Origin of the sequence: Vibrio sp. Sgm 5 (assembly GCF_026241575.1) — a bacterium.
GTDB lineage: Bacteria > Pseudomonadota > Gammaproteobacteria > Enterobacterales > Vibrionaceae > Vibrio > Vibrio jasicida.
The window spans coordinates 1-13,283 of record NZ_JAPHPY010000002.1 but is presented as its reverse complement, the minus strand read 5'-3'; the positions used below and the strand labels follow the sequence as shown (position 1 = coordinate 13,283).

The 13,283-nt window shown below is 45.0% G+C and carries 12 protein-coding genes; 7 read left to right on the top strand and 5 right to left on the bottom strand.

The window, feature by feature from the left end:
* Positions 1 to 4: 4 nt before the first annotated feature.
* The 4 genes from OQJ86_RS01345 (at position 5) to OQJ86_RS01330 (ending at position 3,710) form a co-directional block, all read left to right on the top strand.
* A complete protein-coding gene (locus OQJ86_RS01345; RefSeq protein WP_038878341.1) occupies positions 5 to 733 on the top strand; it encodes an ABC transporter ATP-binding protein in 729 nt (242 codons plus the stop codon).
* The gene (locus OQJ86_RS01340) at positions 730 to 1,989 is read left to right on the top strand and encodes an ABC transporter permease (protein WP_038866072.1); all 1,260 of its coding nucleotides are present in this window, start codon (positions 730 to 732) and stop codon (positions 1,987 to 1,989) included. The genes OQJ86_RS01345 and OQJ86_RS01340 overlap by 4 nt, the downstream gene beginning before the upstream one ends.
* A 5-nt stretch (positions 1,990 to 1,994) precedes the next feature.
* Positions 1,995 to 2,489: a DUF3299 domain-containing protein gene (locus OQJ86_RS01335; protein ID WP_039974669.1), complete on the top strand. Its 495-nt coding sequence runs from the start codon at positions 1,995 to 1,997 to the stop codon at positions 2,487 to 2,489.
* Between the two features lie 315 nt (positions 2,490 to 2,804).
* Positions 2,805 to 3,710, top strand: a complete 906-nt coding sequence (locus OQJ86_RS01330) for a TIGR03899 family protein (RefSeq protein ID WP_248872990.1) — start codon at positions 2,805 to 2,807, stop codon at positions 3,708 to 3,710.
* Between the two features lie 91 nt (positions 3,711 to 3,801).
* Here OQJ86_RS01330 and cysC read toward each other — a convergent pair whose 3' ends face one another.
* The 5 genes from cysC to cobA form a co-directional block, all read right to left on the bottom strand.
* On the bottom strand, positions 3,802 to 4,419 hold the full coding sequence (gene cysC, locus OQJ86_RS01325; protein WP_038864931.1) for an adenylyl-sulfate kinase: 618 nt from the start codon (positions 4,417 to 4,419) through the stop codon (positions 3,802 to 3,804).
* A 24-nt stretch (positions 4,420 to 4,443) separates the two neighbouring features.
* Positions 4,444 to 6,168 (bottom strand): SLC13 family permease, encoded by a 1,725-nt coding sequence (locus OQJ86_RS01320; RefSeq protein WP_265985380.1) that lies wholly within the window; start codon positions 6,166 to 6,168, stop codon positions 4,444 to 4,446.
* A gap of 209 nt (positions 6,169 to 6,377) precedes the next feature.
* Complete coding sequence (gene cysN, locus OQJ86_RS01315; protein ID WP_038864927.1) at positions 6,378 to 7,808, bottom strand: sulfate adenylyltransferase subunit CysN; 1,431 nt, start codon at positions 7,806 to 7,808, stop codon at positions 6,378 to 6,380.
* Positions 7,809 to 7,826: 18 nt separating this feature from the next.
* Entirely contained in the window at positions 7,827 to 8,735 is a 909-nt protein-coding gene (gene cysD, locus OQJ86_RS01310; protein WP_038864925.1) for a sulfate adenylyltransferase subunit CysD, read from the bottom strand.
* Between the two features lie 59 nt (positions 8,736 to 8,794).
* Entirely contained in the window at positions 8,795 to 9,670 is an 876-nt protein-coding gene (gene cobA / locus OQJ86_RS01305; protein WP_181137832.1) for a uroporphyrinogen-III C-methyltransferase, read from the bottom strand.
* A 275-nt stretch (positions 9,671 to 9,945) separates the two neighbouring features.
* Here cobA and cpdB point away from each other — a divergent pair, with 275 nt between their 5' ends.
* The 3 genes from cpdB to OQJ86_RS01290 all read left to right on the top strand — a co-directional run bounded on the left by cpdB (position 9,946) and on the right by OQJ86_RS01290 (position 13,161).
* A complete protein-coding gene (gene cpdB, locus OQJ86_RS01300) occupies positions 9,946 to 11,910 on the top strand; it encodes a 2',3'-cyclic-nucleotide 2'-phosphodiesterase (RefSeq protein ID WP_265985373.1) in 1,965 nt (654 codons plus the stop codon).
* Between the two features lie 86 nt (positions 11,911 to 11,996).
* Positions 11,997 to 12,572 carry a Crp/Fnr family transcriptional regulator gene (locus OQJ86_RS01295; protein WP_038864920.1) on the top strand — a complete coding sequence of 192 codons (576 nt, stop codon included), beginning with the start codon at positions 11,997 to 11,999 and terminating at the stop codon, positions 12,570 to 12,572.
* Positions 12,573 to 12,813: 241 nt separating this feature from the next.
* Entirely contained in the window at positions 12,814 to 13,161 is a 348-nt protein-coding gene (locus OQJ86_RS01290; RefSeq protein WP_042599794.1) for a hypothetical protein, read from the top strand.
* The last annotated feature ends 122 nt before the right edge of the window (positions 13,162 to 13,283 follow it).

The following is a 13,283-nucleotide window of genomic DNA, read 5'->3' as shown; positions in this document are numbered from 1 at the left end:
TATTATGACTGAAACCACGTCAAACGTTGTTGAGCTGAATAATGCCCAGTTTGTCTGGCCCGGCTCAGAAAGCGCGACTATTAATATTCCACACTTACACATCGCTCAAGGTGAGCATGTCTTTATCAAAGGCCCTAGCGGCTGTGGTAAATCGACTCTGCTTGCCCTACTAACTGGAATCAATACTCTTACATCGGGTTCTCTGTCTGTACTTGATACCGATCTTGCAAGCTTAAGAGCAAGCCAAAGAGACAAATTTCGTGCCGATCACATTGGCTATATCTTCCAACAATTCAATTTGTTGCCTTACTTGAATGTGATCGAAAACGTCCTAATTCCATGCCAATTCAGCAAAATTCGCCGAGATCGCGTTGCACCAAACGCTTCGAATGCAACGCTTGAAGAGCAAGCAACATCACTGCTAGAACGTTTGCATCTTCCGAAAGCACTGCACAATAAGCCTGTCTCTGAGCTGAGTATTGGCCAGCAACAGCGCGTTGCAGCCGCCCGTGCACTGATCGGCCAACCTGAACTGGTGATTGCTGACGAGCCAACTTCAGCATTGGACCATGACAACCGCAAAGCGTTTATTGAGTTATTGATGGAACAAGCCAATCTTGCCAGCGCCACATTGGTTTTTGTTAGCCATGATCCAACGTTGGAATCTCTCTTCCACAGAACACTAAACTTGCCTGAAATCAATCAAGCGCAAACCCTAGGAGCCGCATCATGAGTGCCGTAGTAAAGCTCGCTTGGAAAAGCCTGATGAACCGCAAAGCGACGGCTATTCTCACCATCATGACAGTCGCGATTTCAGTTGTCCTTTTATTGGGTGTTGAACGCATTCGTACCCAAGCTAAGGACAGCTTCGCTAACACCATTTCTGGTACCGATTTAATCGTCGGTGGCCGTTCTGGACAAGTCAACTTGCTGCTGTACTCAGTATTCAGAATCGGCAATGCCACCAACAACATAGATTGGAAAAGCTACGAAGAGTTTGCTAACCACAGTGCCGTCGATTGGGCAATTCCAATCTCACTCGGAGATTCCCACAAAGGGTTCCGCGTAATGGGCACCAACCAGAGCTATTTCGAACACTATAAATACGGAAATAAACAGCCTTTAAAATTGTCCGAAGGCAGGGAGTTCAATGGCCTGTTTGAAACTGTGCTCGGCTCTGATGTCGCAAAACAGCTTGGATATAAAATCGGTAGCGAAATCATCATTGCACACGGCATCAGTGACGTTGGTTTTAGCCGGCATGACAACTTACCATTTAAGGTGGTTGGCATTCTTGCTCCTACTGGCACTCCTGTCGATAAAACCGTACACGTTTCTTTAGAGGCGATCGAAGCGATTCACGTAGGTTGGGAAAGCGGTGCCCGTTTAGGTCCGACCCCAAGTGCTAATGAGCTAAAATCACGCGACTTCCAACCTAAACAAATCACTGCCATGTTGGTTGGGTTAAAATCACGAATTCAGACCTTTGCCCTACAGAGGCAGATCAACACCTATCCGAAAGAACCTCTCAGTGCCATCATGCCAGGCGTCGCTTTGCATGAATTATGGGGCATGATGTCCGTTGCCGAGCAAGCACTCATGGCTGTATCAGGCTTTGTGGTTGTGGCAGGGTTATTAGGCATGCTAAGCAGCCTATTGACCAGTCTGCAAGAGCGTCGTCGTGAAATGGCGATCCTGCGAGCCATGGGGGCAAGACCAAAACACGTCTTTTCCTTACTGATAAGTGAAGCCAGCTTATTGACCTTCGCAGGTATTGTGACGGGATTAGTGGGTCTTTATTCCATGCTTGCCCTCTTGCAACCAATAATCCAACAAAGTTATGGTATACACCTAACACTAACGGCACTGTCGCCGTATGAATGGATGTTGCTTGGCTTTGTACAATGTGCAGGCATTGTGATTGGCTTCATCCCGGCATTTCGCGCTTACCGACAATCGCTAAGTGATGGAATGACAATAAGGATTTAGTAAAAATGTGGAAAAAAATACTCGCTAGCTGTTTGCTGATGATTTCGTTTACCGCGCCTGTGATGGCCAGTGACGAACCATTAAAGCTTGATTGGATAGATCTCGTCCCAGAAGCCGAACGCAAGATGTTCGATAGTATGGGAATGCCAGCCACAGACCACAGCGGTGGTGCAGCAATGCAATCTAAGGTCGGTAACGTTCGTCCTGAATTGAACGGAAGTACAGTCAAGATTCCTGGTTTTGTCATCCCATTAGAAGGCGATGCAAATACCGTCACGGAGTTTTTGTTAGTGCCTTATTTTGGTGCTTGTATTCACGTGCCGCCACCGCCACCGAACCAAATCATCTATGTGAAGTTTCCTAAGGGAGCGCCAGTACAAGAGTTGTGGGATGTGATTTATGTGGTGGGCAAATTGAAGACTGAGACCATCAACCACGAGCTCGCAGAAACCGCATACGAGATCGAAGGCACGAGTATTGAAGCCTACGACGATATGTAGTTTGTTTTGATTTCACACCAAGGCGTCAATTTGGCGCCTTTTTTATGCCTGTCAGTTAGACTATATAGCGAGATAAATACGCTAATACACCAACATAAAGAACCAAAAGAAGCGCTATCGACAGGTGCTTTTTCAGTTTACTTGCGTCTGAATATTTCATCGCCCCTCCAAAATAACGATAACAATTTTAACAACTCATTATCATTTTGAATAGCCTTTATTCTGTCAAAATCCGGACGTGCCTCTCTAGTCGCAAAAAGCAGAAAGGTGTAAATTTAAGCAAGCGTTAACCGCAAGCTCTTGGCAGGAAAACAAATGGCAGAACCGACAAAGCAACCCGTTGTCATCGAACACGAATCGAATACACAAAAACAAACACATCACGAGAAAAAGTCTGGCTATATCAAAGACAGCGCAAGTCGTATTCAAAGCATTGCTCAGATCTATGGGCTCGATGCTTTGCTGCAAAACGAACCTCCAGCAAAACCTGCATTAGAACGGGCACATTTACGCGAACAACGTCGCCAAGAACAAAGACAAAAAAACCTCGAACAAATCCTTAAACTCGCGTACAGCTCATGCCGTGATGAAACCGCCGGAGAGCCTGATCAAGATTGGTTGTATCGATTTTTCGATATGGCGCAAGACATCCACAACAGCTCAATGCAAAAACTTTGGGCGCAAGTCATGAAGCGAGAAGTTACCAACCCTGGTTCGACTTCCATGAAAGCGTTAAAAGTGCTGAAAGACATGTCACCACGGGAAGCCCAAACCCTACAAAGAGCCGCGACGTTAGCATGCAGCTTTGGTGGAGATACCAGTAGAAAGCTACTGATTGGCTACAAAGCACATGGCGGAATGTTCAGCTTTGGTAAACGTGACACCACCAGCAATCTCAATATGGGGAGTTTCCAACTTCCCTATTCCAGCTTATTAGTGTTGATTGAATTGGGCTTACTTCACAGTACTGAATTAGAGTCTGGAGAGATTGGTATTGAGACACCATTGATGCTCAACTATCAAGGCAAGAATTTATCACTGCAAGTGAATACCAAAGGTGTACGACTTTTGTATTACCGTTTTACACCGACGGGCAATGAGTTGTGTAAATTACTCGGAAACAAACCAAACAATCAATATTACGACCAAATGTTATCGCTTTTAAATCATAAATTTAGTGTACATAGCGACACCAAAAGTCATGTTAATTACACCGTCTAAACGATGTCAAAAGAGCTTTTGGCCACCTACGATCCAAAAGCTCCCTGAGCAGTACAATGACTTTTTGGTCACCGATGATCCAAATGCTTTTTTATCGGATCACTCCGCGCTGTTTGAGGTCAATTAAGCACAACTCGACAAGCTCTTCGACGCTCTTCTCACCCGCAGGCAAATCAATTTCTGGATTTGCTGGCGCTTGATACTCCGAATCAATTCCCGTGAAGTTAGGAATTTCACCTGCACGCGCTTTTTTGTATAAACCTTTAGGATCGCGACTTTCACACACATCAAGAGAGGCGTTGACAAACACCTCAATAAACTCGCCCTCAGGAACTAAATCACGCACTAATTGGCGCTCAGCACGATGAGGAGAAATAAACGCAGACAATACGATTAGCCCTGCGTCTGCCATCAGCTTAGCGAGCTCACCAATGCGACGAATATTTTCTCTACGGTCTTGTTCAGAAAAGCCTAAATCGCTACATAAACCGTGGCGCACATTGTCGCCATCCAGCAAATAAGTGTGGTAACCCAGTTCAGCTAAGCGATTTTCCAAGGCGCCTGCCACCGTTGATTTACCCGCACCAGATAGTCCGGTAAACCAAAGTACCGCTGGCTTCTGTTTTTTTAATCCAGCACGAAACTGTTTATCAACCGAGTGCTGATGCCAAACGATGTTTTCATCTTTTACCGGAGTTTCGGCAGTCATAACGTATCCTTGTAAATTTACAGATTAAAACGGAAAAAAGACCGGAATCAGCGTCAGTACTAACACTGAATACACGATGGAAATCGGCACGCCAATTCGCACATAATCGGTCAATTTGTAATTCCCTACGCTGTACACCAACAAATTGGTTTGGTATCCGTAAGGAGAAATAAAACTTGCGCTAGCACCAAATAACACCGCCATGATAAAAGGCATAGGGTCAACGCCATAACCTACCGCCATGCTATAGCCAATAGGGAAAGACAGCGCCGCTGCCGCATTGTTCGTTACAAGCTCAGTCAATACTAAGGTCATGATGTAGGTTGCCACCAGCGCACCAAACACACCCCAACCATTGAACGCTTCAATAAACATGTCGCCCATTCGTACGGACAGTCCAGAGGAAATCATCAGTTGAGCGATAGATAACGCAGAACCAACAATCACCACAATATCGATTGGGAAACGACGACGCAGCTCAGAAAGCTGAATGACACCAAACGCGAGCAGAGCAATAAGATAAACCGCCAAACCTTTAATAATTGGCACCAACTCCAATAGAGCAAAGGCAATCACAGCGGAAAAGCCAATAAGCACTAATGCCGATTTATTGGCATCCAAACGTGCGCTGGAATCCAAATCGTTAACCAGAACAAACTCTTTACGATGGGCTCGACGTTCAGTTTCAAAACGCTTTCCGGGTACCAAAACCAGCGTATCTCCTGCCGCTAGGGTAATGTTACCCAAACCACCTTCAAGTCGTTCATGACCACGGCGAATCGCCACGACTACAGCATCGAATCGGTCCCGAAATCGACTCTCTTTCAATGTTTTGTGACAGAACGTGGCTGAAGAGCTTACTACCACCTCGATAAAGTTTTGGCCATTGAGATGCTGATGACCAAAGAGCGTCAGTCCAGAGATCTCTTGCAACGTAGCAACGCTTTCAACATCACCACAAAACAACAATCGGTCTTTTGCGTTGAGAACAAAATCAGGCCCAACTGACGGTACGGTCACGCCATCACGAACGACTTCGGCAAGGAACAGCTTTCTTAATGCTCGTAAATTATTTTCCGTGATAGTGCGCCCAACCAAAGGTGAGCCCGGCTCAACTCGAGACTCTAAGAAATAAGGTAAATCTTCTTGGCTTTGATCATCATAATTAGGCAACAAATAACTCAACGGGATCAAAATAAGCACGCCCCCAACCAGCACGGCTAAACCAATCATGGTCGGTGTAAAAAAGCTGAGACTTGGTAAGCCCGCATCCTCAACAAAGCTGTTGATTATTAAGTTGGTAGAGGTGCCAATAAGTGTCAGTGTGCCACCAAAAATCGCGGCATAAGAAAGCGGAATCAATAGCTTAGAGGGTGCGTGCTGCTGATTACGTTTGATCGCACCAATTAACGACACCACAACCGCGGTATTATTAGTAAAAGAAGAAAGCAACGCGGTAGAAAAGCCTAACTTGGCAATCACGCTACCAAGATTGCCCTCTGAAATACTGCGACTTACCCAACTGATCAATAAGGTTTTTTCTAATGCGCTCGATGCGAGAATCAACAAGACCAGCGTCAGAAGAGAAGAGTTAGTAAAGTTAGCCGCAATGGTATTGAGCTCTAACATGCCCGCCATAAACGCAATAAAGGCAGCGCCAGCAAACACATAACTCGGCTTCAGTTTGGTTACAAGTAAACAAGTGATAATGCCAAGCAATATCGCTAATACAAATCCTTGTTCCCACATAGCCTTTCCTTACCAACAAGCCCGATTCGGGCATAACAACGACATGTGCATACTGGCTGCACAGAGTGACAAATGAGTCACAAGATAAAAAAGCAAAGCAAGCGAAAAAGAACGCCAGAATGCTTGGTTTCTTGGGCTTCCTAGCATTCTGGGTTCGGGGGGAAATCAGCCTGACTGCATTCGCAATTCGGTCAGGCTCAATGAACTCATTACTTCTTCAGTAACTGGCTCAGGTCTTTGGCTTCCCAATGTGGGAAGTGCTTACGAACCAGTGCATTTAGCTCAAGTTCAAACGCAGAGACATCGGTTAAGTCTCGCTCAACTGCCGCGAGACTCTCTTTCACCATACCAGCACCAACGGTAACGTTAGTCAGACGGTCGATGATGATGAAACCACCGGTATCAGCACATTCTTGATAGTTATCAATCGCAACGGATTCGTTGAGTGACCACTCACACAAGCCAATACCATTGAGAGGTAACTCTGGTGCGCTATGAGTTGAAAGGTTGTTAATATCGTATTGGTGGCGAATCGCCTCAACGTGACCAACGGTCTTCTTACCGGCAATCTTAATGTCATAGTCACGACCCGGTTGCAGAGGTTGCTCTGTCATCCATACCACATCAGCAAGTAAGTGGTTTGTCGATTCCACTTGCGCGTTTTCCAGCACAATCAAATCGCCACGACTGATATCAATCTCATCGTTGAGCGTCAGAGTTACCGCTAAACCAGCCTGCGCCTCTTGTACGTCACCATCAAAAGTCACAATACGTTCAACGGTCGATGTTTTCCCAGACGGCAGTGCTTTAATGGCATCACCAACTTTCACCGAGCCCGATGAAATCGTGCCAGCGAAGCCACGGAAGTCGAGATTAGGGCGATTCACATACTGGACAGGAAAACGGAAATCACCTGCGCCTTTCTCTTGGTCAACATCCACATTCTCAAGCAACTCTAGTAGCGACGGGCCTTCAAACCAACTCAGGTTCTGACCCTTGTCTACCACGTTATCGCCTTCCAATGCGGAGATTGGAATGATTTGAATGTCCGTTTCACCTTCAAGGTTCTCAGAAAACTCTAAATACTCGTCGCGAATTTCTTCAAAACGTTCTTGTGAGTAATCCACCAAATCCATCTTGTTGATCGCAACAATAAAGTGCTTCAAACCCAATAGATTAGAAATGAATGAGTGACGACGAGTCTGATCTAATACACCTTTACGCGCATCAACCAAGATCACGGCAAGATCACAGGTCGACGCACCAGTTGCCATGTTACGCGTGTACTGCTCGTGTCCCGGCGTATCTGCAATGATGAACTTACGCTTCTGAGTCGAGAAGTAACGGTAAGCAACATCAATGGTGATGCCTTGTTCACGCTCAGCTTGCAGTCCATCAACTAGTAATGCCAAATCAGGCTTCTCACCTGTCGTGCCCACTCGTTGGCTGTCTGAGTGAACCGCTGCTAATTGATCTTCATAAATTTGTTTTGAGTCATGGAGCAAACGTCCAATCAACGTACTTTTGCCATCATCTACCGAGCCACAAGTCAGGAATCTAAGCAGAGACTTGTACTGGTGTTGTGTTAAATAGCCTTCAATTCCAAGCTCGGCTAATTGAGCTTCAACTGCACTGTTCATTATCTTTCCTTAGATCCTTTAGAAGTAACCCTGGCGTTTCTTAAGCTCCATCGATCCAGACTGATCGTGGTCGATCGCTCGCCCTTGACGTTCACTTGAGGTTGCCACCAACATCTCTTCAATAATGCCCGTCAACGTATTTGCCTCAGATTCAATGGCCCCCGTCAGTGGGTAACAGCCAAGAGTACGGAAACGAACACTCTTCTCTTCAATCACTTCACCAGGTTGAAGCTCCATACGTTCATCGTCCACCATGATCAACATGCCATCACGTTCAACAACTGGACGCTTGTCAGCAAGGTAAAGTGGGACAATCTCAATGTTCTCTAGATAGATGTATTGCCAGATATCTAGCTCAGTCCAGTTTGAAAGCGGAAATACGCGAATACTTTCCCCTTTGTTCACCTGACCGTTGTATGTCTTCCAAAGTTCAGGACGCTGGTTTTTAGGATCCCAGGTATGGTTCTTATCGCGGAAAGAATAAACACGCTCTTTAGCACGAGATTTTTCTTCATCACGACGCGCTCCACCGAATGCCGCATCAAAACCGTACTTATTCAGAGCTTGTTTAAGGCCTTGAGTTTTCATGATATCTGTATGCTTAGAAGACCCGTGTACAAAAGGGCTACACCCCATTGCAAGACCTTCTGGGTTCTTATGAACCAAAAGCTCGAAGCCATATTTCTCTGCGGTACGATCACGAAACTCAATCATCTCGCGGAACTTCCAATCCGTGTCTACGTGCAGTAAAGGGAATGGAATTTTGCCCGGATAAAAGGCTTTGCGTGCAAGATGCAGCATGACTGAGGAGTCTTTACCAATCGAATACATCATGACTGGGTTATCAAACTCAGCAGCAACTTCACGGATAATATGAATACTTTCCGCTTCGAGTTGTTTAAGGTGAGTTAAACGTTGTTGGTCCATGTTTAGTATTTCCTTTTTAAGCTTGAAGGCTCATTACGTCCCTAATCTTTGGTCTGAAATTATATGGATCTGGCAATAGCACTTTTGTTGATTTCAGTACTAGACAAAAACCAGTCCAACTTTTGAGACAGACGCACAACTTCACCGACAACGATCAAAGAAGGAGCCTGAGCTTTTTTAGATAATTCAGATAGTTGGGACAAATTTCCCGAGAAAACTTTTTGTTGAATTTGAGTGCCACGTTCAATGATGGCGATAGGTGTTGAGGCCGCCCTACCATGTTTGATGAGCTGATTCTGAATATAGTGTGATTTCATCAAACCCATGTAGATCACTAAAGTTTGATTACCGCGTGCAAGTGTCGACCAATCCATATCGTCACTTTCTTCTTTGAGATGGCCGGTAACAAATAAGGCCGATTGCGCGTAATCACGATGAGTCAATGGAATCCCAGCATAAGCCGTCGCCCCCGCAGCAGCTGTAATACCTGGCACAACTTGAAAACGCACGCCCGCATCAGCCAAGACTTCTAACTCTTCGCCACCACGCCCGAACACAAATGGATCGCCACCTTTAATGCGCACCACTTTGTAACCTTGCTTAGCAAAATCCACCAACAGTTGATTGGTCTTCTCTTGCGGCACGCTGTGATGACCTGCACGTTTACCCACGCAAACCAAAATGGTTTCGCTTGGAATTAGCGCCATGATCTCGTCAGAAACCAGATAATCGTAAAGTATGACTTCAGCTTGTTGCAGGCAGTTAAGTGCTTTTAACGTCAATAGTTCAGGGTCACCCGGACCTGCACCTACAAGGGCGACTTCACCAGATTGAAGAGATTGTTTGCTGAAACGCGGAAGATCGGCAGCTTGGTTATCCGAAACCAGCCGAGGCCTATTGATTGGGAAAGTCGTTACTGAATCTTTAACTGCCATGTGCTTGCTCATCATCCATTGATATCGTTATGCAAGGCATTATGGCGGTGGGTTTATATTACCGGAAATTCTAAAATTTCATTTTTTATTCAAAAAACTGCTAAGAAGCTTTTGTTAGGTCTCATTCAAAATGGTGAAAAAGGCATCAATTTTACACATTCCTCCGCATTTAATTGCCTAATGTTCACAGTTTTCTGCATCTTAGCCTGAGCTTGCACTAATATTTGTTACATTACGCTGTACGCCCCCTCTATCCCATTTAATTGGAGCACCTCATGAAAATGGCAGTTAATCCCGTATCCGTCGCAGTTTTGAGCGGTATGTTGACGCTTGCAGGCCCAGCAATGGCCGATACCATCAAGCTTCGAATCATCGAAACCACCGATATTCACACCAATGTGATGGATTATGATTACTACAGAGACCAACCTTCACAACAAATTGGTTTAAGCCGCGCTGCAACACTGGTTAAACAAGCTCGTGAAGAAGCAGTGAACAGTGTTTTAGTCGACAATGGAGACTTGATTCAAGGTAGCCCAATGGGCGATTACATGGCAGCGAAAGGGATTAAGACTGGCGAAGTTCACCCTGTTTACAAAGCAATGAACCAACTCAACTACGATGTGGGTAATATTGGTAACCATGAATTCAATTACGGTCTCGACTTCCTGAAGAAAACAATTGATGGTGCGAACTTCCCTTATATTAGTGCGAATGTTTTCGACAAAAAGACTGGCGAGCACTACTTCAAGCCTTATCTAATCAAAACGCATACGTTCAAAGATACCGACGGTCAAAGCCATGAAATCAAAGTGGGTTACATTGGCTTCGTACCACCACAAATCATGGTATGGGACAAAAACAACCTAGAAGGTAAAGTCTTTGCAAAAGACATCACAGAGACAGCGAAAAAACTGGTCCCTGAGATGAAAAAAGCAGGCGCGGACGTGATTGTTGCTATACCTCACTCTGGCATTTCCACTGACCCATACAAGTTAGGCGCAGAAAACTCAGTCTACTACTTAACGGAAGTAGAAGGCATTGATGCCATTGCGTTTGGTCACTCTCACGCGGTATTCCCGGGTAGAGACTTTGCCAACCTACAAGGCGTTGACAACGCAAAAGGTACTATCAATGGCGTAACGGCTGTGATGCCGGGTCGCTGGGGTAGCCACGTTGGTGTAATGGACTTGATGCTGAAAGAGAAAGACGGCAAGTGGCAGGTCGTAGAGGGTCAATCAGAAGCTCGTCCTATCTTTGACAAAGCAAACAAGAAGTCTCTGGCTAAAGCGGATAAAGGCATTGTGGATGCATTGGTAGAGGACCACAAAGGCACGCGCGAGTTTGTTAACCAACCAATTGGTAAAGCAAATGACGTGATGTACAGCTTCCTGGCACTTGTGCAAGATGACCCAACGATTCAAATCGTCAACCTAGCGCAGAAAGATTACGTGGAACGCTTTATCCAAGGTGACCCAGATCTTGCTGACATTCCGGTATTGAGTGCAGCGGCACCATTTAAAGTAGGTGGACGCAAAGACGATCCAAACGGTTTCACTGAAGTAGAGTCTGGTCAACTGACTTTCCGTAACGCCGCAGACCTTTATCTGTACCCGAACACGCTTGTTGCAATGAAGGTTAAAGGTAAAGAAGTACGCGAGTGGCTAGAGTGTAGTGCGGGTCAGTTCAACCATATTGATGTGAATAGCACTAAACCTCAGTCTTTGATCAACTGGGATAGTTTCCGTACGTATAACTTCGACGTGATCGATGGTGTTAGTTACCAGATCGACGTGACTCAACCTCCAAAATACGATGCCGATTGTAAAGTGATTAACCCTGACTCACAGCGTATCTTGAACCTGACTTACAACGGTAAACCGGTTGATCCGAAGCAAGACTTCATCATCGCAACCAACAACTACCGCGCTTACAGTGCAACCTTCCCTGGTACTGGCCCGGACTTCATCGCATTTGATTCTCCAGACGAGAACCGTTCTGTGGTTGCCGCATACATCTCTCGCATTAGTAAAGAGCAAGGGGAAGTAACACCGAGTGCAGACAACAACTGGTCTTTCGCGCCAATTAAATCAAACAACAAACTCGATGTTCGCTTTGAAACGTCACCAAGTGACAAAGCCGCGCAATTCATCAAAGAAAAAGGACAATACCCGATGAAACGTGTAGCAACTGACGAGGTAGGTTTCGCGATTTACCAAATCGACTTAAACCAAAAATAAGTCTTATTTGGCAATGATGTTAAGCGGCTCTTGTGAGCCGCTTTTTTGTTCCGCTAGAATATAGAAAACCGCTTCTGAGTCATCACATGCACAACGATCTTTTTTCTGACCTAATCAATCACGGCTTCCTCGAAAGCGAAGCGAACCAACTTATTGAACACGGTCAGCAACTCGAACTTCCGACACGTCATATTCTTAACCACCAAGGTGAATTCAGCTCTCATATTTACTTTGTTTTAGCGGGGTTATGCCACGCGAGTTACCTGACCGACAAAGGTAAGGAATTCAGTAAAGAGTTCTACTGGGAAAAAGATTGGGTGATTGGTTTTGAGGGACTCATTAAGAGCCAGCCTTCCCCTTATTTATTAGAAACGCTAACGCCTTGTGATTTATTTTGCTTGCCCATAGAGGTACTACATCAATGGCGAGCAGAGAAGCACCCTATTTACCTCAAGCTGCTCGAAGCTCAATTAATGCATAAAGAAAACAAAGAACGCTTTATGTTGCTCTACTCTCCAGAAGAGCGCTACCAATTATTTTGCCAGCACTATCCAGATCTAGAACAGCGCATTACTGATAGTCAAATCGCGGCTTATTTGGGAATTACCGCCATCAGTTTGAGTCGTATTAAATCTCGATTAAAAATACATCACGAAAAGTAAAACTAAAATAATATTGACAGAAAACAATCAAAACAATCAAAACAATCAAAACAATCAAAACAATCAAAACAAATAGTCATAGTCTTATTACTAAGCAAAGCTATTACTTTGAAGTATAAGCAAAAATTAAATTTACCACCTAGATATACACCCAAATATACCACACCCTCCTTAACCATATTTTTACCTCACTCGCCGATTTTATACGCGAGTGAACCAATACGAATAAAGGAAGAGGATTATGTTTGGAAAACTAAAAGCAGCAGCTGGTGATGCCGCCAACAATAAAGCAGCAACATTGATCACTGCACATGTAGAACCCGTTATGGAGGAAATTCAAGGGTTCTCTCCGACCATCATTATGGAAGACGACACGTATCAAAGCCACGTCATTGAACCGACTTTAGTTGCTCTACAGGCCGCATCGTCCGGCGTAACCTCTATGGTGCCTAACTTTGATGAGAAATTTGGGACCTGTATGTTCCACCTTCGTAGTGAACTACTTGAATTATCGGAAGACAAAGTCGAACTCATCGCCGACTTTAAGCAACAGCTACCAACGGCCGTAATGGAAGGATTAAAGCTGTAGCATAGAAGAAGAACGAATAAAAACGGCTACCTAAGTAGCTAATGCCGATCAGTTAAGAAATTAATAGACTGATCAATTGAACGATCCCACCAGTGTGTAAAAATCCGATAGACCATGTCTAT

Bases quoted from the DNA above. Each gene is read 5' to 3' on its own strand.
- cpdB (WP_265985373.1), top strand. From the start codon at position 9,946: ATGAAAATGGCAGTTAATCCCGTATCCGTCGCAGTTTTGAGCGGTATG.
- OQJ86_RS01320 (WP_265985380.1), bottom strand. From the start codon at position 6,168: ATGTGGGAACAAGGATTTGTATTAGCGATATTGCTTGGCATTATCACT.
- OQJ86_RS01340 (WP_038866072.1), top strand. From the start codon at position 730: ATGAGTGCCGTAGTAAAGCTCGCTTGGAAAAGCCTGATGAACCGCAAA.
- cysN (WP_038864927.1), bottom strand. From the start codon at position 7,808: ATGAACAGTGCAGTTGAAGCTCAATTAGCCGAGCTTGGAATTGAAGGC.
- OQJ86_RS01290 (WP_042599794.1), top strand. From the start codon at position 12,814: ATGTTTGGAAAACTAAAAGCAGCAGCTGGTGATGCCGCCAACAATAAA.
- OQJ86_RS01295 (WP_038864920.1), top strand. From the start codon at position 11,997: ATGCACAACGATCTTTTTTCTGACCTAATCAATCACGGCTTCCTCGAA.
- OQJ86_RS01345 (WP_038878341.1), top strand. From the start codon at position 5: ATGACTGAAACCACGTCAAACGTTGTTGAGCTGAATAATGCCCAGTTT.
- OQJ86_RS01330 (WP_248872990.1), top strand. From the start codon at position 2,805: ATGGCAGAACCGACAAAGCAACCCGTTGTCATCGAACACGAATCGAAT.
- cobA (WP_181137832.1), bottom strand. From the start codon at position 9,670: ATGGCAGTTAAAGATTCAGTAACGACTTTCCCAATCAATAGGCCTCGG.
- cysC (WP_038864931.1), bottom strand. From the start codon at position 4,419: ATGACTGCCGAAACTCCGGTAAAAGATGAAAACATCGTTTGGCATCAG.
- OQJ86_RS01335 (WP_039974669.1), top strand. From the start codon at position 1,995: ATGTGGAAAAAAATACTCGCTAGCTGTTTGCTGATGATTTCGTTTACC.
- cysD (WP_038864925.1), bottom strand. From the start codon at position 8,735: ATGGACCAACAACGTTTAACTCACCTTAAACAACTCGAAGCGGAAAGT.